An 18,388-nucleotide genomic window follows, 5' to 3' on the forward strand; every position below is an offset into this window, starting at 1 on the left:
TCGTCCACCGCCGCCCGGTGGTGCCCGTGAGCGTCCCGCCGGAGAGCAGCGCGAGCCCGGGGTGGCGCTCCAGGTCGAGCAGGGACGCGGCCATCCTGGTCTCCGCGTCCTCGCGGCGGGCCAGCTCGGCGTCCAGCCACGCGGCACTGCGACGGTCGTCGATCATCCGGCTTCACGTCCCCCCATGACACCGGCGTGGACCGGGGAGGGCGGTGACCCGTCCGCGTCCCCCGATCGTGGCCGCAGGATAGCCCAGCCGGCGTCCCGGTCGGCCCGCGCTCGGTTCCGCGCGGACCTGCCGCGCGCCGCCGCCGGCCAGTAGCGTGGGAGCACGTGGACAGCACCCCGCCCGCCGCCCCCGCCCCCGCTACCGCCCGGCCCGAGGACGTCATCGCCACCGTGGCCGACCTGGAGGCGCTCGTCGGCCTGCCGCTGCCGAGGGTGGCGCAGAAGGAGCGCCCGACGCTCAGCGAGATCGACGTGCAGTGGATCGCGCGCTCGCCGTTCCTGATCCTGGCCACCAGCGACGCCGAGGGCCGCTGCGACGCCTCGCCGAAGGGCGACCCGCCCGGGATCGCCCACGTGCTCGACGAGCGCACCATCGCGGTGCCGGAGCGCCCGGGCAACAAGCGCGTCGACGGCTACCGCAACGTGCTGTCCAACCCGCACGTCGGGCTCATCTTCCTGATCCCCGGCCGGGACGACACGCTGCGGGTCAACGGCCGGGCCCGGCTGGTGCGCGACGCCCCCTACTTCGACGCGATGCGGGTGAAGGGCCACCGCCCGGTCCTCGCCCTGGAGGTCGACGTCGAGGAGGTCTTCTTCCACTGCGCCAAGGCGTTCATGCGCTCCATGCTGTGGCGCCCGGAGAGCTGGGACGTCGAAGGGCTGCCCAGCCGCGCGGAGATCGCGAGCGTGCTGGAGCGCCCCGACGTGACCCGCGAGGACCTGGAGCGCTACTACGGCCCGAGCTACGCCGAGCGCCTCTACCGCGACGCCCCGATGCCGCAGCCCAGCGAGGCCACGCCGGCGTAACCCCGGGGCGCCGGCTACGGCGCCGCCGTACCGTCCGCGCCGTGCGCGACATCGAGCGGCGGGTCCAGCGGGTCCTCGACGAGCTGGTCGGGTCCGGGGCCGAGCTGGGCCTGCAGGCCGCGGTCTACCGGCGCGGCGAGCTGCTGGTCGACGCGGTCGCGGGCACGGCCGACCCGGCCACCGGACGCCCGGTCGCCTCCGACACCCCGTTCTTCGCCGCGTCGACCGGCAAGGGACTCACGGCCACGGTGGTGAACGTGCTGGTCGAGCGCGGGGTGCTCGACCTCGACGCGCCGGTCGTCGAGCTGTGGCCGGAGTACGGCGCCCACGGGAAGGGCGGCACGACGCTGCGCCACGTGCTCACCCACTCCGCCGGCGTGCCCGACCTGCCGCCCGACACCACCTGGGACGACCTGTGCGACTGGTCGGCCACCTGCGCCGCGGTGGCGGCCACCGCGCCGTCCTGGGTGCCGGGGGAGGCGAGCGGCTACCACGCGCTGACGTTCGGGTTCGTGCTCGGCGAGCTCGTCCGGCGGGCCACCGACTCGCCGATCTCGCGGGTGCTGGCCGAGGTGGTGGCCGAGCCGCTGGGGGTGGCCGACGAGCTGTTCCTCGGGGTGCCGGCGGGGGCGATCGACCGGCTGGCCCGGTTCGTCGACGACCCGGAGAGCACGGCGCTGTTCACCGCGCTGCTCGCCGGGACGTCGGGCGGGTCGTCGCTGCTGCCCGGCGCGGCCGTCGCCAACCGCGTCGACGTGCTGCGCCACGACATCCCCGGCATCGGCACGATGTCGGCGCGGGCGGTGGCCCGCATGTACGCCGCGCTGCTCGACGAGGTCGACGGCGTGCGTCTGCTCCCGCCGGCGCGCGCACGCGAGGTCGCGACGCCGGCCACCACGGGGCCCGACCGCACGGTGGGCGGCCGGGCGGCCTACGGCCTGGGCTACTCGGTGGGCGCCGTGGGGCACGTGCCGAGCGCGCACACGCTGTTCGGCGCGGCCGGGGTCGGGGGCAGCGCCGCCTACGCCGACACCGCGACCGGGGTGAGCGTCGCGGTCACCAAGAACCGCCTCGACCCCACGCGGTTCGTCGCGTTCCACCGGGTGCGGGCGGTGGTGGCCGGGGCGTTCGGCGACGGCGCCGCGGCGTGATCGACGACTGACATCGGGTGTCGGACCCGGCGGCGGCGCGCCCCGGTTCGCGGCATCGATGCGGCACCTGCGCGGCACGCACGCGGCACCTGCGCGGCACCTCTGCGGAACCGGGGCGAACGGCCGTTGACATCCCGGTGCGGCCTCGGCACGCTGCGGCACCTGTCCGGACCCGTCGGGGGGCCAGGGCCGGCGACGGGAGGGGGAGCGGTGGGTGTTGTGGAGCTGACCCGGCTGCGGGCCAACGCCGGCGCCGAGGCGGAGCTGGCCGCCAACCTGGCCGACGGGGCGCGGATCATCGCCGCCGGCGACGGCTGCCGCGGCGTCGAGGTGCTGCGGGGGCTGGAGGCGCCGGGCGAGCTCGTGCTGGTCGTCGAGTGGGAGACGATCGAGGCGCACCACGCGTTCCACGCGACCGACCTGTTCCAGCACTACCGGGCGAGCATGGTCGAGATCCTGGCCGAGGCCCCGGCGGGCGGCCACTTCGAGCGGGTCGCCTCCGCCCCGTAGGACGTTCCCGCGCACCGGGGCGGGAGGAGGGGTCCGCCGCGATTCCCGGTGCGGCTGGGAGTATGGCCGGTGCCGGTCGAGGGGGGCCGGCACCGGCGGGGCCCCGTCGGCGCGGTGGGGAGGCGGAACCGTGGCAGGACGGCCGGAGGTCGCGACCGCGGCCGGCGCCACCCCCGGTGGCTCGCGCGAGCGCCCGAAGGACCGCAAGCAGCGGATCGCGGCGCACGCCGCGCGCCTGTTCACCGAGCGCGGCTACCACGCCGTGCGCATGGAGGACATCGCGGCGGCCGACGGCATCACGGTGCGCGCCCTCTACCGGCACTACCCCCACAAGCAGGCGCTGCTGGCGCACGTGGTGCGGGCGGGCCAGGGCGCCTACCGGGCGGCGTTCGAGGCCGCGGCCGGTCGGTGGCCCGGCCCGGCCGGCACCGACGGCCTGCTGGCCGGGCTCATCGGCGCGGCGACCCGCACCCACGGCTACGCCGTGCTGCACCGGCGCGAGGCGCGCTACCTGGTCCCGCAGGACCGGGAGCAGGTACTCGGGCGGTTGTTCGACCTGGTCGCGCGCGCGGCCGAGCAGATCGGCAGCGAGCGGGACGGCGACGGCGCCGGTCCCGCCGCGGAGCTGCGGGCGTGGGCGCTGGTCACGGCGCTCGCCGGGCCGGCGGAGCAGGGCGTGACGGCGCCGCGAGCGGAGCTGGTCCCGGTGCTGGACGCCGTGGCCCGCGCCCTGCTGGCGGTGCCGATCACGGTGCCGATCACGGTGCCGATCACGGTGCCGATCACTGTGCCGATCACTGTGCCGGCAGCGGCGCGGCCGGCGGGTCCACCGGCCATGGCCTCGCGCCGCGAGCAGCTGCTGGCCGTGGCGGCCGCGGCCTTCCACCGCGGCGGCTACCCGGAGGTCGGGATCGGCGAGATCGGCCGCGAGGCGGGGATCGCCGGACCGGCGCTGTACCGCTACTTCCCGACCAAGCTGGACATCCTGGTCACGCTCTGCCGCCGACACGACGAGCGCTCGACTCTGGAGACCAGCCGCGCGCTGCGCGCCGCGGCCCCGCGCGAAGCACTCTCCGGGCTGGTCGAGGGCCTCGTGCGGCTGGCGCTGGAGGACCCCGACCTGGTCGCGGTCGGGCACACCGAGGTGCTGCACCTGCCCCCGGAGCTGGCCGAGCAACTGCTGCGCAACCGGGAGGACCGGGTGGCCGAGTGGCGCGAGCGGCTGCGGCAGGCGCGCCCGGAACTGTCGGCACCAGCCGCGCGGGTGCTGGTGGCCTCGGCGATGGCCGTGGTCGAGAACGTGGCGCAGGTGCCGGGCGTGGCAGGGCGCTGCGGGATGCGGCGGCCGCTGGTCGAGCTGGCCACGGCCGCGCTGTACGCACCCCTGCCCGACAACCCCTCCCTCACGCCGCGAGAGCGACCGGAGCGGCCTCGACCGGCTCGGCGCGGGTGACCACGAGGGCCAGCAGCAGGCCGACGCCGGCGAACACCGCGCCCAGCACGAGCCAGCCCGGACCCGACCAGCCCAGCAGCAGCGCGGTCAGCACGACCGGGCCGACGGCCCTGGCCAGCGGCTGGCCGCTGGACCACAGGCCCTGCCACTGCCCCGGCCGCTCCGGGTCGGCGAGGGCGAACCCGACGTGCCACGAGGCCGCGGACAGCACGACCTCGCCGAGCACCTGCAGCACCGCGGCGACGACCAGCACGGACAGCGCGACCACCGGCGAGTCGGTGAGCGCCGCCGCGGCCATCACGGCGCACGCCGCCAGCAGCGCCAGCCCGGCCCGGCGCAGCGCCGTCGCCGCGGTGGCCATCGAGCGCACGGTGCGCGCCGCCCGGACCTGCACGAGCAGCACCCCGATGGTGTTGAGGACGAACAGCAGCGCGATCGACCAGCCCGGCGCGGCCGTGCGCTGGGCGATGAACAGCGGCAGCGCCACGGTCAGCATCGGCATGTACAGGTACAGCACGGCGGTCAGCGCGGCGGCGAGGACGTAGCGGCGGTCGCGCAGGACGTCCAGCCGCAGCGTCCGGGGCCCGGCGGTGGCCGCGGAAGGCGCCGCGGGGCGGGGCAGGCGCGCGATCACGACCGCGGCGACCAGGAAGGTCAGCGCGTCGAACACGAAGACCGCGCGGAACGCCTCCGGCGTCCCGACCAGCAGTGCGAGCCCGCCGAGGCCCGCGCCGACGCCGAGGCCCGTGTTGACCGCGACGTGCAGCCGGGCGCGCACGGCGACCCGGCGCTCGGCCGCGACGCTGGTGGCGACCAGCGCCTGGCGGGTGCCGGCCAGCGCGCTCTGCGCGACCGCGTACAGCGCGATCACCGCGGTGAACGGGACGGGGTCGCGCAGGCCGGACGCGGCCACGGCGGCCAGCACGGCCGCGATGACCAGCGACCACAGCACGGCGCTGCGGCGCAGGCCGATCCGGTCGGCGAGCAGGCCGAGCGGGGTGGTCAGCAGGAACCCGGCGGTCCAGGCCAGTGTCAGGCACAGCCCGGTCTGGGCCGCGGACAGGCCCACGACCTGGGCGAAGAACAGCGTGGAGGTGATATGGAAGCTTCCATCGCCCAGCGCGTTGGCGGCGTGGGCGACCATCAGCGTCCGGGTGCTCCGGGCTTCCGCGTGTGCGGCAGTAGCTTCCATGGAAGCTACTTTACTTCCGTGGAAGGTATAGTGCAACGGTGGCCGAGGACGTCGTCGCCGGGATCGTCGAGCAGTGGGCGCGCGAGCGCCCCGACCTGGACGCGAGCCCCATGCTGATCATCGGGCGGCTGCAGCGGCTGGCCCACCTCGTCGACGGCAGGCTGCGCCCGCCCTTCGCCGCCGCCGACCTGGCCAACGGCGACTTCGACGTGCTGGCCGCGCTGCGCCGCGCGGGGGAGCCCTTCCAGGCCCGTCCCACCGACCTGAGCCGCTCGCTGCTGGTCACCACCGGCGCCATCACCAAGCGGCTCGACCGGCTGCAGGCCACGGGCCTGGTCGAGCGCGAGAGCGCTGACGGCGACGGGCGCGGCAAGACGGTCCGGCTGACCCCGCTCGGCCTGGAGACGACCGACCGGCTGATCGGCGTGCACCTGGCCAACGAGCGTCGGCTGGTCGGCGCGCTCACCGAGCAGGAGCGGGAGCACCTGCAGGAACTGCTCGGACGGCTCGCCGAGAGCCTCGAACGGGACGGGTGATCAGCCCGCCCGCAGGGTCAGCAACGTGACCTCCGGCGGCGAGCCGACCCGCGTCGGCGGCCCCCAGAACCCGACGCCGCGGGTGACGTAGAGCCAGGTCGGCCCGAACCGGGTCAGCCCGGACAGCACCGGCTGGTCGACCAGCGCGACCTGGGTGATCGGCCACAGCTGCCCGCCGTGCGTGTGCCCGGAGATCTGCAGGTCCACCCCGGCGCGCACGGCGTGCTCCACCATCACCGGCTGGTGCACCAGCAGCACGACGGGGCGGGACGGGTCGCGCCCGGCCAGCGCCACGTCCAGGTCGAACCCGTGCCCGGGCACGCCCGACCGCGCTGCGGTGCGGTCGTCGCAGCCGGCGATGTCGAGCACGGCGCCGCCGCGGCGGATCTCGACCCGCTCGTTGCGCAGCACCCGCAGCCCCAGCGTAGGCAGGAACTCCACCCACTCGGCGGCACCGGAGAAGTACTCGTGGTTGCCGGTCACCGCGTACGTCGGGGCGACCAGGTCGCGGAACGGGGACGCGGAACGCCCAGTTCCTCGACCGTGCCATCGACCAGATCGCCGACCAGCGCCACGACGTCGGGACCCTCAGCGTTGATCATGGCGACGATCACGGCCAGGTCGGCACCGTCGACCAGCGGACCGAGGTGGATGTCGGAGACCGCGGCCACGGTGAAGCCGTCGAAGGCCGGGTCGAGCCGGTCGAGCACGACCTCCCGGCGCTCCACCCGCGGGCGGCGCGCCTCCACGCTGCCGTAGGCGACGGTCCCGACCGCCGCCACGACGGCGCCGCCGGTGATCGCGCGCGACAGGAAGCGCCGGCGCCCGGGCGAGAGCGGCCCGCCCACGGCGCGCACCGCCAGCCGCACCAGCTCCCCGACCAGCAGCAGCAGCGCCGTGTAGAGCACGACCGCGAGCCACAGGTAGCCGACGTAGTTGAGTGCGCGGGCCTGCTCGACGGCGAGCGAGCGCCGGGTCAGGAACGTGGCCAGCACGACCGCCCCGAGCACGAGCAGCACGACGCCACCGGCGCGCCGGCCGCGGGTGGTGGCGAAGACGTCGTGCACGGCCCGCCGGTAGACGTAGAGGTGCGCCAGCACGATCACCCCGACGACCAGCGCCACGAACCACATGCCGCCGATCTTCTCCCCCGCCCGGCCCCGGCGGCGCGTCCGGTCAGCCGGCGGAGCCCCGGCGCGCGTCGACCTCGATCTCGATGCGCATCCGCGGATCCGCCAGGCCGCAGACCATCATCGTCGCCGCCGGGCGGGCCGCGCCGAATCGCTCGCGCAGCAGCGGCCAGCACGGCTCGAAGTCGGCCCGGTCGGGCAGCAGGTAGCGCACGCGCACGACGTCGGCGAAGGAGCAGCCGGCCTCGCGCAGCGCCTCGTCGATGTTGCGCAGGCACTGCTCGGCCTGCTCCACGACGCCCTCGGCGATGGTCATCGTGCGGTAGTCGAAGCCGGTCGTGCCGGACACGTGCACCCGGTCGCCGTCCACCACCGCCCTGGCGTAGCCGATCTGCTCCTCGAAGGTGGACCCGCTCAGGATCGTGCGCCGTGCCGACATGGGCCGGACGCTATGGCCGGCCCGCGGCGTCGTCCACGTGATTCGCCGGTGCCCGCGGACGGTCAGGAGTACTCGTCGTGGCGGCCCCACCAGTACATCGCGCTCCGCGGGCGCCCGTCAGGGGTGTCCTCCCACTCCTCCTGCCGACCCAGCGGCGTGATGTCGAGGATCGACCAGGTCGGGGTGAAGGCCTCCACCCCGCGGCCGTTGACGAAGTACGTCCGGTACACCCGGCCGTCGTCGTCGTGGATGAACACGTTGAGCCCGAACATCTCCGCGACGTCGAAGTCGGCGCTGAAGTCGGCGCCGGGCCCCCTGTCGAGCAGGGTGTACCAGGGCACCTCCCAGCCCATCCGCTCCTTCAGCCCGGCGATCCTGTCCTGGTCGTCGGGGGAGACCAGCGCGAACGTCGTGTCGCGGGCGTTGACGTGGGCCAGGTGGGGCACGTGGTCGGTGAGGAACGAGCAGCCGCCGCAGCCCCTGTCCGGCCAGCCGTCGACATCGGGCTGGAAGAAGAAGCGGTAGACCACGAGCTGGCGCCGGCCGGCGAACAGGTCGAGCAGTCCGACCTCGCCGTCCGGTCCGGCGAACCGGTAGTCGGCCATCACCGGGGTCATCGGCATCCGCCTCCGCTTGGCGGCGAGCGCGTCGCGGGCGCGGGTGAGCCGCTTCTCCTCGACGAGCAGGGCGGCGTGAGCGGCGGCCCACTCCCGCGCCGGGACCACCGGCGGGAGCGCGTGGGTCGGCAGGGACGACGCGGTCACGGGCATCTCCTCCTCCAGCGTTCGGGACGTGGGAGTTGGGACCGCCCCGGGCGGCGGAACTCATCGGCCCGCCGCTGCGGACTCACCTACTCGCCGCGCAACGCTGGGGCGGTTGGCCCCACGACGTGCGGCTCAGCGGCGGTTTGGAGTCCACGTTGGTCATCGAGGGAATGTCACTGATTGTGACTGGTCGACGACTCCCCGAGAGCGCGCCGGGAACGATCACGGCGGCCTGCCGGCCGATGTCGACGTTCCGCTGGTGGTGGGCGCCCCCGGCAGGACTCGAACCTGCGACCTAGAGAGTCCGAGTCGTGACCTCGGGGTGGTGCCTCGCGGTGCCGGACAGTGCTCCTGAGCTGGGACGACACTTCCGGGTATCGGGCGCCGTCTGGTGTCGGTCCGTGCTGTTTCCGGTGGGTAAGCGTGGGCGATGATCTCAACTCGACCCTGGAACGTCCCCACGACGCGAGTGGTGTGCGGCATCCCGTCGACCTGGCGCAGCCCGACCGCGCGAGGTTCCGGGGTGCAGCCCTCGACGGCACGAGACCCTACCTCGATCAGCTTTGCGCCCCGGGTTCTCGCGTGGTAGCCCTCCGGGAGGTCGACGGGATGCCGCACGGTGCCGCTCACCCCGCCAACGGCAACTAACCTCGTCGCCCGGCCATCCCGGAGACCTGCCCGCCCGGCGAGGGCATGCGCTGACTTATCGATGGTGTGCTGGCGTAGCCAGGGGCCGGTGTTCTATTATCGCACAGTGCGTGTCCTCGACGCTGGTGCCATCGGTGCCCGCATAGCAGATGCCCGTGGCCGAGCGGGCATGACGCAGGCTCAGCTTGCCTCAGAAATCTCTCTAGATCGTTCTGCGCTAGCCAAGATCGAAAATGGCAGCCGCCGGGTTTCGGCGCTAGAGCTGTCGCAGATTGCCGATGCACTAGGTGAGCGCATTGAATGGTTCTTATACGAGACGCCGCCGGCAATTGTGTCGCATCGAAACCTTCAAGATCCCGGTGCTGCGAGCGTTTCAATCGACCGTCTCATTGAGAGGCTCGCACGCAATGTGGAATTCATACAAGAGAACGATTCTGCATGGTCGCTTCCTGCTCTTCCTCAAATAGATCGACCGGCCAACCCTGCTGAGGCGGAGGCTGCTGCATCAAAGGCGCGAACGGCTCTAGGTCTGGATAGAACAGAGCCATTGTACAATGCAGCCGAGACGGTGAGCAGGCTCGGCCTGCTAGTGTTCTCCGTGGACATTGGAGCTGAAACCGCAGACGCCGCATCCATCTTGCTCGAGCGAGGTGCGGTCGCACTGATAAATGGAAACATTCAAATTGGTCGCCGTCGCCTGGCGTTTGCCCACGAGCTAGGTCACTGCCTGTTCGCCGATGAGTATAGTGTTGATTGGCGTGTAGCTGAGTACGATGACTCAAGCGCCTGGGAGTCTCGGATTGATCGATTTGCCCGCGCCCTGCTCTTGCCTCGCGGTGGCATGGATCAGGCGTGGCGGCAGTTCCAGGAGCGAAATGAGGATCTGAGGACGCGTGCTGTAAAGCTCGCAAGCCGGTACCGAGTAGATATGAGCACACTTGCCCGGCGTCTAGTTGAGCTCGGGCATATTGATCGGACTCAGGCTGATCGCGTTCGGCAGGTTCGCACTACTCGTGCCGACATCGTTGATCTGAATCTAGTCACGCATGACGAGCTAGCTGCACCGTCCACGCCACGTCCATATGACGAGGCGGTCCTTCGTCTGTTCCGCGCTGAGATGATCTCAAGCGCGCGAGCGATTGACTTGCTGCTTGATACTTGGAGTGAGGACGATCTACCGGCGCTTGCCCCTCTTCCTGAGAATGCGATATGGCAGTTCGTGTCGTAGGGGCAGGGCCTGAAGCGGCCGAGGTAAGTGCCAATGAATGCTTGATCTTTGACACTGGCCCGCTTAGCCATTTCGCGCGCGAGAACTGGCTGGGGGTACTCAAGGCAGTCGTTGGAGATCGGCGAGCGCTCGTGCCAGACGTTGTCGTAGAAGAGCTTCGGCGCGGCGCAGCTATGGATGGGCGGATTCAGGCAGTTCTAGATGCCCCGTGGATCGAACATCGAGAGCTCGTTGATCCGCTTGAAGTTGCTACCTACGCAAAGTATGCTGCGCTGCTGGTGAGCGGCGATCGCAACCGAGGAGAAGCTGGCGTACTCGCACTAGCAACAACAATGAACGGCGTTGCCATCGTCGACGACGGCGTTGCACGTAATCTGGCTGGTGCGCACGGCGTCAGGTATAGACCAACTCTGGCTCTTCTATGCGAGGCGATCCGGCAGGATCTTCTCACTGCGCAATTGGTTTCTGCGCTTGCAGATGATCTCATCCGGGGCAAGTACCGGTTGCCATTCGCGATCGGACAGTTCGAGGTATGGGCGTCCGAGAATGGGCTGATTGCCTAAGTCGGGTCGTTGCGGCTAATAAGCAGCCGCGTGCCGCGCGGGGACCGGCCGGAGGCCGCACGCCCCGCGCGAGCACTTGCGGCTGCATCGGACACAGCGCCGCGCGGCGCCCGCAGGGCGCCGCCTTGAACCAGTAAAGAAAGTACGCGACCAAGGGCACCGGCGCGACCGAGGGCACCGACCGTCCGATCCGCGACGGCGAGCACATCGCCTACCTGAACATCAGCGGCCACCACCGGCGCATGATCGAAACCGTGTGGGCCCTCGGCGCCCTGCCGGCCTACGAGGGCCTGAACTTGCGCGCGTGGGCGCACATGCTCGGGTTCCGGGGCCACTTCCTGACCAAGTCGCAGCGGTACTCCACGACCTTCACCGCCCTGCGGCAGGAGCGGCGGACCTGGCGGCTGCGCGCGGACCTGGCCGTCCTGGACGCCGCCACTGACGACCCGAACGCGATCCCGGTCGATCTGGACACGATCACCGTGGTCAACGACTGGGCGGTGATCCGGATCGGGCACCGCGACTACGGCGAGCGCGAGCTGGCGCTGGCCATCGCCGAACGCAACCGACAGCAGCGACGCAGCACGATCACCCGAGGGGAGAGGGCGGCATGAAGGTCAACGACAGGTTGTGGACGGTCCACGACGTCGCCGAGTACCTCGGCGTCCCGGTCGGCACGCTCTACGACTGGCGGTGCCGGGGCTACGGGCCCAAGGGCAAGCGGGTGGGCCGCTACCTGCGGTACGAGGAGGACGTGGTCCGGCAGTGGTTCGCCGACCTCGACGAGCACGCGGCGTCCTGATGGGGCGCCCGCCGCTGCCGATCGGCACCTACGGCGAGATCGGAGTCGTCCACGTCGGGGGCCGGCGTCCACGGTGGCGAGCTCGGGCGCGGTTCCGCGATGTCGACGGGGTGACCCGGCTTGTCGAGCGCGTCGGCTCGTCCCGCTCGGCTGCGGTCAACGGCCTGCGGGCTGCGCTGCGTGATCGGCAGTGGGTCGCGCCGGGCGGTGAGATCACTCCGGACGCGATGGTCCGGGCTGTTGCGGCGGCGTGGCTGCGGGAGCTGGACGAGTCCGACCGGGCCATCCGCACCAAGGTCACCTATCGGTGACGTGTGGGCGCGCCACGTCGACCCGGCGGTCGGGGCGCTGCGTATGCGCGACATGCGGGTGTCGCGGGTCGATGCGGTGATCAGGGAGCTGCGGGAGCGTTCGGGCGCGGGCACCGCCAAGCACGCCAAGGTCATCCTGTCCGGTGTCCTCGGGCTGGCCGTCCGGCATGACGCACTGGACGCGAACCCGGTCCGGGAGCTGACCCCGACCCGTACCAGGCGCAAGGCGCGCGCCCTGGTGCTCACCGAGCAGAGCTGGGCCGGGCTCCGCGCGCACCTGGCTGCGTCGCCGACGGCGGGCCGGCACGATCTGCGTGACCTGGTCGAGGTGCTGTCGGGGCTGGGCTGCCGGATCGGGGAGCTGCTGGCGCTGGACTGGCCACGGGTCGACGACGCGGCCGGCGTGATCGCGATCGAGGGGACGGTGGTGCGGGTGCCGGGGGAGGGGCTGATCGTGCAGCCGCACACCAAGTCCGACGCCGGCATGCGGACCATCGCCCCGCCACCGTGGGTGATCGCGCTCCTGAGCCGGCGCCACGCGGACTCTCACGGCCCGTGGGTCTTCCCCTCGACGCGAGGGACCCTGCGCGACCCGGACAACACCCGCAAGCAGCTCCGCGAGGTCGTCGCCGGCACGCCGTGGCAAGGGTTGCACCCGCACGTCTTCCGCCACCTGGTGGCCACTCGGCTGGACGCTGCCGGTCTGAGCGCCCGGGAGATCGCCGACTACCTCGGTCACGAGCGGGTGAGCATGACCCAGGACGTCTACATGTCACGCAAAGGCACCGGAGCCAACGCCGGCGTTGCCCTCGACGCCTTCGGCCCGGTATCCGGTGGGTAAACGATGAGCGGATCTTGCCCGGTACTCGGCTTGACGCTCTGACCTGCGGATCTGCGCCCCCGGCAGGACTCGAACCTGCGACCTAGAGATTAGAAGGCTCTTGCTCTATCCAGCTGAGCTACGGAGGCCCGCGCGGCCCTCGCGGACCGGCTGGTACCGAGCGTAGCGGGCGCCCCCGGCCCGCCTGTACACCCATCTGCACAGGTGATGCACCGACCCTCCGTGCGGCGCTCGGATCTGGCCGAATGGCCGATGGACCGGACGCAGGACGTGCAGGACGCTGGTCGCGGGTCGCAGGCGGTGGTGCCCACGGCCGTCCGGACGAGGGAGAGCGCCGTGACGACCCTGGCCGAGGACCTCGTGCTGCTGCTCGTCGACCCGGCTTCGGGCCGTCCCGCGGTCGGCTCCCCGACCCTCGACCGTGGCCTGGCCGGCGCGCTCCTGCTCGACCTGGCCCTGCGGGAGCGGTTGGCCGTCGAGGGTGGGGGCAGGCGCCTGCGGCTCTCGGTCGTCAACCCGAGCCCCACCGGCGAGCCCGTCGTCGACGTCGCGCTGGTCGAGCTCGGGCGCGCGCCGCTGCGGGCCCGGCGCGCGGTCGACCAGTTGGCCGGGCGGATCAGAGGTCCGGTGTTCGAGCGGCTCGAGCAGCGCGGGTTGCTGGTGCCCCGCCGCGCGCGCCGGTGGGGCGTTCTCCCCGCCACCGTGTGGGACGTAGTGGGCGAGCGCGAGCGCGAGCGCCTGCGTGCGGGCGTCGAACGGGTGCTGCTGCACGACCAGCCCCCCGACGTGCGCCTGACCTGCCTGGTCTCGCTGCTGCACTCGGTGCGGGCCGAGCACCGCGTCGTCGACGGGCCGGTGCGCCGGATCCGGGCGCGGGCGGCCGCGATCGCCGGCGACGAGCTGCTCGGCACGGCCGGCCGCGGGTCGGTCGCGGCGATCCGCGGCGCCGTCCTGCTCAACCACCCCTATACCACGGGTGCTGACGCACAGTCGCGGCCCCCGTCGTTCTCGTGACGACACCGGCGAGCACGGCGAGGTCATCACCGCCCGCTCCAGGCGTCTGACAAGGTGTCGTCATGTCACCGACTCTGCGTTCCGCGGCCGGGTCCGACGTCGGGCGCCGCAGGCCGATGAACCAGGACTCCGCGGGCACCACCACGCGGCTCCTGGCGGTCGCCGACGGGATGGGCGGTCACCCGCACGGTGAGGTCGCCAGCGCCGTCGCCATCGAGGTCCTGCTCGACCTCGACCAGCGGCTCCCCGACGACCTCGGCGAGGTCGACCTGGCCGCCGCGCTGGGCGAGGCCGTGGTCGAGGCGGCCGATCGGCTCACCGAGCTGGCCAAGGCGGACCCGGAGCTGCGGGGCACCGGCACCACGGTCGTCGCCTTCCTGGTCGACGGCGGGCGCATCGGCGTCGCCCACGTCGGCGACTCCCGCGCCTACCTGCTGCGCGAGGGTGAGCTGTTCCGGCTCACCCGCGACCACACCCTGGTCCAGGCGCTGCTCGACGAGGGTCGCATCACCCCGGAGGAGGCGGCCGGTCACCCGCGCCGCTCCTGGCTGGTGCGCACCCTGCAGGAGGCCACCCCCGTCGAGCCCGACCTGTTCGCCGTGGACGGGCGCGTCGGCGACCGCTACCTCATCTGCTCCGACGGGGTCACCGCCGTCCTCGACGACGAAGCCCTGCGCGAGGTGCTGGTCTCGGTGACCGACCGCGACGAGGCCGTCGAGCGGCTGATCGAGCTGGCGAACGAGGGCGGCGGGCCGGACAACATCACCTGCATCGTCGCCGACCTCGTCGAGGACGAGCCCCAGGACAACCCCCCGTTCGTGGTGGGGGCCGTCGCCGCCCGGGGCTGACTCCCGCGACATGATCCACGGGGACGAGGCGGAGGTGCGTGGTCGATCCGGCTGACGCCGTGGAGATCGCCGAGCGGGCCTCGACCGGCCTCGTCGTGGTCCGCGACGGCGAGGCCGCCCGGCCCAACCCGGCGGCCCGCGAGATGGTCGAGTCCCACGGCGGCTCGTGGGACCGGTCCCGTCCCCTCGCCGACCTGCGCGCCGGCATCCGGCCCGGCGCCCGCGACACCACCGTCCGCTGGCCCGCGCCCGACGGGACGACCCGCTGGTGGCAGGGTCACCTGCACCGTGCCGGAGCCGACCGGCGCCGCGGTGCTCCTCCACGAGATCACCGACCGCACCGAGCTGTTCGTCCTGGAGCGCCGGATCGGGGTGCCGTCGCAGAGTGGCGGCTCTCGCGCTTCGAGGCGCCGGCCCGGATGGTCCTGGGCGTCGCCGAGCACGTCGACCGCCCGGAGCTGGTCGAGCGGCTGCGTGAGCTCGGCGTGCACGACGGGCAGGGCTTCGACCTCGGGCGCCCCCGCCCGCTGGAGGAGCTGATCGGCTGACCGCGGCCGCTAACGCCGGGCGACCAGGCGCCGCATCGGAACCGGCAGCACCTGCTCCGGGCCTGCCCGGCCGACCAGCCCGGCGGCCGCCCCGGCGCGCACGTCCTCGGGCAGGGCTGGGGGCCAGAGCCGCGCGGGCGCCAGCCGCTCGGCCAGCGCCAGCGCGGCATCCGCGTCCGGGATCGGCAGGGTGAAGCCGACCCGGTCGTCGCCCATCACCGCGAAGTCGGCGGCGGCCAGCAGCCAGCCCGCGCTGTCGAGCGCGGAGCGGTGCGGCCAGGCCCGGTGCACGGGACGCAGCAGCCGCGCCGTCGACCGCTCGGCCCAGGACCCACCGGCCACCGACGGCACCCCGACGACGAGCATCCCCCCGGGGCGCAGCACCCGGCGCAGCTCGGCGAACACCGCGTCGACGTCCGGCAGGGTGGGCAGGACCAGCAGCAGGGCGAGCCCGTCCACCGAGCGGGAGCGCAGCGGCAGCTCGCCGGCGTCGGCCCGCACCCGGACCGGGCCGGGGCCGCCGCTCCCGGATCCGTCGACGGCGAGGCCCGTCCACCGCCCGGGCGCGAACTCCCCGGCGAGCACGTCGCCGCCGGGGCTGATCTCCACCACCCGCTCGGCCGTGCGCAGCGGGGCCGCCAGCCACGGCACGGCCCGGCGGCCCGCGCGGTCGGTGGCCAGCGCCAGCAGCGGACCGGGACCGGTCGGCGGCGTCGCGATGCTCACACCGGCACCGCGCGGTCGTGCGCGTTCGGGCAGGTCATCGGGTCAGTCTGGCAGCACGCGGCCCGCGACCCGCGGGGGCCGGGCGGGCATAGCCTTGACCCATGGCACAGCCGATCGTCGAGTCCGGCACCGCGCGGCCCGCCCGCCCCGCGGCCGGTGCCCTCGGCCTGGTCCTGCTCGGTACGGCGGTCGCCGCGCTCGTCGCGGGCGGGCTCACGGCGCTGTCGGGGGCGCGTCCCGCGTCCGCGCTCGGGCTCCCCGATCCGGGCACGCTCACCGCGGTCGGGCTGCCCGCGGTGCGCGCCGTCGCCGAGATCGCCATGGCGGTGACGGTGGGCGCGGTGCTGCTGGCGGCGTTCCTGGTGCCGCCGCAGCGCTCGGGCTACCTCGACGTCGCCGGCTACCGCGGGGTGCGGACGGCGTCCTGGGCGGCGGCGGGCTGGGCCGCGGCGGCGGCGCTGATGGTGCCGCTCACCGTGGCCGACACGCTCGGCAGGCCCGTTGGCGACGTGCTCGACGCCGGTCTGCTGGTGGACCTGGTCCCGCGCCTGCAGGTGGCCACGGCGTGGTCGCTGTCGGCGCTGATCGCGCTCGTCGTGATGGCCGGTGCCCGCACCGTGCTGAGCTGGGGCTGGTCGGTCGGCCTGCTGGGGCTGGCGCTGCTCGGGCCGGTGCCGGTCGCGGTCACCGGGCACTCCGCCAGCGGCGGCGCCCACGACGTCGCCACCGACAGCCTGCTGCTGCACACGCTGGCCGCGACGCTGTGGGTCGGCGGGCTGGTGGCGGTCGTCGTGCTGGCTTCCAGCCGCGGAGCCGACCGGACGACGGCGCTGGCCGCCGCGGTGCCGCGGTTCTCGCTGCTGGCGCTGGTCTGCTGGTGCGCCCTGGCCTTCACCGGGGTCGTCAACGCGCTGACGCGGGTGCCGATCGGGGAGGTGTTCAGCAGCGGGTACGGGCTGCTCGTGCTGGGCAAGGCCGCCGCACTCGTCGTGCTGGGTGTGCTGGGCGCCGCCCACCGGCGATCGACGGTCGGCGCGGCGTCCGCGGGGGATCCGCGCGCCCTGCTGCGGCTGGGCGGGGTGGAGATCCTGCTGATGCTGGCCACCATGGGGCTGGCCGTGGCGCTCGGGCGCACGGCGCCGCCCGACACCGCCGCGGGGCCGCCGTCGCGCACGGAGGTGCTGCTCGGCTACGACCTCACCGGTCCGCCGACGTTCGCCCGCCTCGCCCTCGACTGGCGGTTCGACCTGCTGTTCGGCTCGGCGGCCATCGTGCTGGCGGTGCTCTACCTGCTGGGGGCGCGGCGGCTGCGGCGCCGCGGCGACGCCTGGCGGACCGGGCGCACCCTGGCCTGGCTGGGCGGCTGCCTCGCCCTGCTGCTGGCCACCAGCTCCGGGATCGGCCGCTATGCACCGGCGATGTTCAGCGTGCACATGGGCGAGCACATGATCCTGGGGATGCTGGTGCCCATCCTGCTGGTGCTGGGCGCCCCGGTGACGCTGGCGCTGCGCGCGCTGCCGCCCGCCGGGCGCGACGGGCCCCCCGGCCCGCGGGAGTGGCTCCTGGCGGGGGTGCATTCCCCGCTCGCCCGGTGGATGACCCACCCCCTGGTCACGCTGCCGCTCTTCGTGGGCAGCTACTACGCCCTGTACTTCTCCGGGCTGTTCCCCGCGGCGCTGCCCGAGCACTGGGCGCACCAGCTGATGAGCCTGCACTTCCTGCTGGCCGGGCTGCTCTTCTTCTGGCCGATCGTCGGGATCGACCCGTCGCCGAGGCGGCTGCCGCCCGCGGCCCGGCTCGGCATCGTGTTCATCTCCGTGCCGTTCCACGCGTTCTTCGGGGTGGCGCTGATGGGCGCGAACGCCGCGGTGGGCGAGCAGTGGTACCGGGGCCTCGCGCTGCCCTGGGTGCCCGACCCGCTGGTCGACCAGAAGCTCGGCGGGGGCCTGGCCTGGGCGTCCGGCGAGCTGCCGCTGCTGCTGGTCGTCATCGCGTTGCTCGTGCAGTGGTCGCGCCAGGACGAGCGGTCGGCCCGACGCGCCGACCGCAGGGCCGACACCGACGGTGACGCCGAGCTGACCGCGTACAACGCCATGCTGCGACGACTGGCGGATGGCCAACCGCTCGTCGCGGAGAGCGACCGTGGCTCGGGTCACACGAATGTGTCCTCGAAGGCCGTCGGGGGTTCTCGGGGGCCTGGCCATGAACCGGACTGATCATCGGAACCGCAGGTAGGACGGCATGTAACCTCCCGTTCACCGGGCTGCGCGAGGCTGACCGTTCGTCGCGCGCGGCGGCCCTCGTCGCCACGGTGAGTGACCGCGGACGGGATGTTCCCGCAGGTCAGGCGCGGTCCGGAGGGGGCGATTTGACCTCCTGTCAAGGGGTCGCGTAACTTTCTCCCTGTCAGCGAGACACCGGCCGACGAGAAGCCCTCACCGGCTTCGAGTCCCCGGCCCCGCTGGCCGCCCCTAGGGGGCGCCGAGGATCCTCCGGATCCGGAGGCGTACACTAGGAAACAACCCCGGAAGTCACCTCGCGGTGGTGGATGGTGTGTGGGTGTCTTTTGAGAACTCAACAGTGTGTCGAGCTATTGTTTTCTGGTTTTGGTTTTGTGCCAGATATGTTCGGCTGTGCGAGTGCGTACCC

At 73.2% G+C, this 18,388-nt stretch carries 20 protein-coding genes, 1 tRNA gene and 1 pseudogene; 15 read left to right on the forward strand and 7 right to left on the reverse strand.

The window, feature by feature from the left end; all coding sequences use genetic code 11:
• Nucleotides 1-333: 333 nt before the first annotated feature.
• The 4 genes from KIK08_RS28535 to KIK08_RS41950 all read left to right on the forward strand — a co-directional run bounded on the left by KIK08_RS28535 (nt 334) and on the right by KIK08_RS41950 (nt 4,149).
• Nucleotides 334-1,035, forward strand: a complete 702-nt coding sequence (locus tag KIK08_RS28535; protein ID WP_408004748.1) for a pyridoxamine 5'-phosphate oxidase family protein — start codon at nt 334-336, stop codon at nt 1,033-1,035.
• A 41-nt stretch (nt 1,036-1,076) separates the two neighbouring features.
• A complete protein-coding gene (locus KIK08_RS28540) occupies nt 1,077-2,186 on the forward strand; it encodes a serine hydrolase domain-containing protein (RefSeq protein WP_308257948.1) in 1,110 nt (369 codons plus the stop codon).
• 210 nt (nt 2,187-2,396) lie between these two features.
• Nucleotides 2,397-2,696 (forward strand): antibiotic biosynthesis monooxygenase family protein, encoded by a 300-nt coding sequence (locus tag KIK08_RS28545; RefSeq protein WP_214406372.1) that lies wholly within the window; start codon nt 2,397-2,399, stop codon nt 2,694-2,696.
• Nucleotides 2,697-2,826: 130 nt separating this feature from the next.
• The gene (locus KIK08_RS41950) at nt 2,827-4,149 is read left to right on the forward strand and encodes a TetR/AcrR family transcriptional regulator (RefSeq protein WP_214406373.1); all 1,323 of its coding nucleotides are present in this window, start codon (nt 2,827-2,829) and stop codon (nt 4,147-4,149) included.
• On the opposite strand, the gene KIK08_RS28555 is transcribed toward KIK08_RS41950, so the two are convergent.
• A complete protein-coding gene (locus KIK08_RS28555) occupies nt 4,100-5,341 on the reverse strand; it encodes an MFS transporter (RefSeq protein WP_214406374.1) in 1,242 nt (413 codons plus the stop codon). The genes KIK08_RS41950 and KIK08_RS28555 overlap by 50 nt on opposite strands.
• A gap of 38 nt (nt 5,342-5,379) precedes the next feature.
• Between KIK08_RS28555 and KIK08_RS28560 the strand changes: the two genes are divergently transcribed.
• Nucleotides 5,380-5,877: a MarR family winged helix-turn-helix transcriptional regulator gene (locus KIK08_RS28560; protein WP_308257949.1), complete on the forward strand. Its 498-nt coding sequence runs from the start codon at nt 5,380-5,382 to the stop codon at nt 5,875-5,877.
• Here KIK08_RS28560 and KIK08_RS28565 read toward each other — a convergent pair whose 3' ends face one another.
• The 4 genes from KIK08_RS28565 to KIK08_RS28580 all read right to left on the reverse strand — a co-directional run bounded on the left by KIK08_RS28565 (nt 5,878) and on the right by KIK08_RS28580 (nt 8,210).
• The gene (locus tag KIK08_RS28565; RefSeq protein WP_214406375.1) at nt 5,878-6,360 is read right to left on the reverse strand and encodes a metallophosphoesterase; all 483 of its coding nucleotides are present in this window, start codon (nt 6,358-6,360) and stop codon (nt 5,878-5,880) included.
• The gene (locus KIK08_RS28570) at nt 6,357-7,010 is read right to left on the reverse strand and encodes a metallophosphoesterase family protein (protein ID WP_214406376.1); all 654 of its coding nucleotides are present in this window, start codon (nt 7,008-7,010) and stop codon (nt 6,357-6,359) included. Before KIK08_RS28570 ends, KIK08_RS28565 begins: the two co-directional genes overlap by 4 nt.
• A 43-nt stretch (nt 7,011-7,053) precedes the next feature.
• A complete protein-coding gene (locus KIK08_RS28575; protein ID WP_214406377.1) occupies nt 7,054-7,446 on the reverse strand; it encodes a RidA family protein in 393 nt (130 codons plus the stop codon).
• A 62-nt stretch (nt 7,447-7,508) separates the two neighbouring features.
• Nucleotides 7,509-8,210, reverse strand: coding sequence for a DUF899 domain-containing protein (locus KIK08_RS28580; protein ID WP_308257950.1), 702 nt, complete (start codon nt 8,208-8,210; stop codon nt 7,509-7,511).
• Nucleotides 8,211-8,964: 754 nt separating this feature from the next.
• On the opposite strand from KIK08_RS28580, the gene KIK08_RS28585 reads away from it, so the two are divergent.
• The 6 genes and pseudogenes from KIK08_RS28585 to KIK08_RS28610 all read left to right on the forward strand — a co-directional run bounded on the left by KIK08_RS28585 (nt 8,965) and on the right by KIK08_RS28610 (nt 12,603).
• The gene (locus KIK08_RS28585; RefSeq protein ID WP_308257951.1) at nt 8,965-10,086 is read left to right on the forward strand and encodes a helix-turn-helix domain-containing protein; all 1,122 of its coding nucleotides are present in this window, start codon (nt 8,965-8,967) and stop codon (nt 10,084-10,086) included.
• Nucleotides 10,068-10,649, forward strand: coding sequence for a PIN domain-containing protein (locus tag KIK08_RS28590; RefSeq protein WP_214406379.1), 582 nt, complete (start codon nt 10,068-10,070; stop codon nt 10,647-10,649). Before KIK08_RS28585 ends, KIK08_RS28590 begins: the two co-directional genes overlap by 19 nt.
• Nucleotides 10,650-10,801: 152 nt before the next feature.
• Nucleotides 10,802-11,263, forward strand: a pseudogene (locus KIK08_RS28595) (replication initiator); the annotation flags it as partial.
• A complete protein-coding gene (locus tag KIK08_RS28600) occupies nt 11,260-11,451 on the forward strand; it encodes a helix-turn-helix transcriptional regulator (RefSeq protein WP_214406381.1) in 192 nt (63 codons plus the stop codon). The pseudogene KIK08_RS28595 and the gene KIK08_RS28600, both read left to right, overlap by 4 nt.
• Before the next feature lie 110 nt (nt 11,452-11,561).
• Nucleotides 11,562-11,762 (forward strand): hypothetical protein, encoded by a 201-nt coding sequence (locus KIK08_RS28605; protein WP_214406382.1) that lies wholly within the window; start codon nt 11,562-11,564, stop codon nt 11,760-11,762.
• Nucleotide 11,763: 1 nt separating this feature from the next.
• Nucleotides 11,764-12,603: a tyrosine-type recombinase/integrase gene (locus KIK08_RS28610; protein ID WP_214406383.1), complete on the forward strand. Its 840-nt coding sequence runs from the start codon at nt 11,764-11,766 to the stop codon at nt 12,601-12,603.
• Between the two features lie 54 nt (nt 12,604-12,657).
• On the opposite strand, the gene KIK08_RS28615 is transcribed toward KIK08_RS28610, so the two are convergent.
• Nucleotides 12,658-12,731: transfer RNA gene (locus KIK08_RS28615), tRNA-Arg, on the reverse strand.
• A 208-nt stretch (nt 12,732-12,939) separates the two neighbouring features.
• On the opposite strand from KIK08_RS28615, the gene KIK08_RS28620 reads away from it, so the two are divergent.
• From KIK08_RS28620 to KIK08_RS28630, 3 genes are all read left to right on the forward strand, one after another.
• Entirely contained in the window at nt 12,940-13,617 is a 678-nt protein-coding gene (locus tag KIK08_RS28620) for a GOLPH3/VPS74 family protein (RefSeq protein WP_214406384.1), read from the forward strand.
• A 62-nt stretch (nt 13,618-13,679) separates the two neighbouring features.
• Nucleotides 13,680-14,465 carry a PP2C family protein-serine/threonine phosphatase gene (locus KIK08_RS28625; RefSeq protein WP_214406385.1) on the forward strand — a complete coding sequence of 262 codons (786 nt, stop codon included), beginning with the start codon at nt 13,680-13,682 and terminating at the stop codon, nt 14,463-14,465.
• Nucleotides 14,466-14,503: 38 nt separating this feature from the next.
• On the forward strand, nt 14,504-15,013 hold the full coding sequence (locus KIK08_RS28630) for a hypothetical protein (RefSeq protein ID WP_214406386.1): 510 nt from the start codon (nt 14,504-14,506) through the stop codon (nt 15,011-15,013).
• Nucleotides 15,014-15,022: 9 nt separating this feature from the next.
• Here KIK08_RS28630 and KIK08_RS28635 read toward each other — a convergent pair whose 3' ends face one another.
• Nucleotides 15,023-15,739, reverse strand: a complete 717-nt coding sequence (locus KIK08_RS28635; protein WP_308257952.1) for a class I SAM-dependent methyltransferase — start codon at nt 15,737-15,739, stop codon at nt 15,023-15,025.
• Between the two features lie 101 nt (nt 15,740-15,840).
• Between KIK08_RS28635 and KIK08_RS28640 the strand changes: the two genes are divergently transcribed.
• Entirely contained in the window at nt 15,841-17,955 is a 2,115-nt protein-coding gene (locus tag KIK08_RS28640; protein ID WP_214406387.1) for a bifunctional copper resistance protein CopD/cytochrome c oxidase assembly protein, read from the forward strand.
• Nucleotides 17,956-18,388 lie beyond the last annotated feature (433 nt).

This window comes from Pseudonocardia lacus (assembly GCF_018531445.1).
GTDB classification, from domain to species: Bacteria; Actinomycetota; Actinomycetes; order Mycobacteriales; family Pseudonocardiaceae; genus Pseudonocardia; species Pseudonocardia lacus.

What these genes read in the sequence shown, in the direction of transcription:
- KIK08_RS28575 (WP_214406377.1), bottom strand. Translation starts at nt 7,446, where the DNA reads ATGTCGGCACGGCGCACGATCCTGAGCGGGTCCACCTTCGAGGAGCAG.
- KIK08_RS28640 (WP_214406387.1), top strand. Translation starts at nt 15,841, where the DNA reads ATGGCACAGCCGATCGTCGAGTCCGGCACCGCGCGGCCCGCCCGCCCC.
- KIK08_RS28570 (WP_214406376.1), bottom strand. Translation starts at nt 7,010, where the DNA reads ATGTGGTTCGTGGCGCTGGTCGTCGGGGTGATCGTGCTGGCGCACCTC.
- KIK08_RS28625 (WP_214406385.1), top strand. Translation starts at nt 13,680, where the DNA reads ATGTCACCGACTCTGCGTTCCGCGGCCGGGTCCGACGTCGGGCGCCGC.
- KIK08_RS28600 (WP_214406381.1), top strand. Translation starts at nt 11,260, where the DNA reads ATGAAGGTCAACGACAGGTTGTGGACGGTCCACGACGTCGCCGAGTAC.
- KIK08_RS28590 (WP_214406379.1), top strand. Translation starts at nt 10,068, where the DNA reads ATGGCAGTTCGTGTCGTAGGGGCAGGGCCTGAAGCGGCCGAGGTAAGT.
- KIK08_RS28555 (WP_214406374.1), bottom strand. Translation starts at nt 5,341, where the DNA reads ATGGAAGCTACTGCCGCACACGCGGAAGCCCGGAGCACCCGGACGCTG.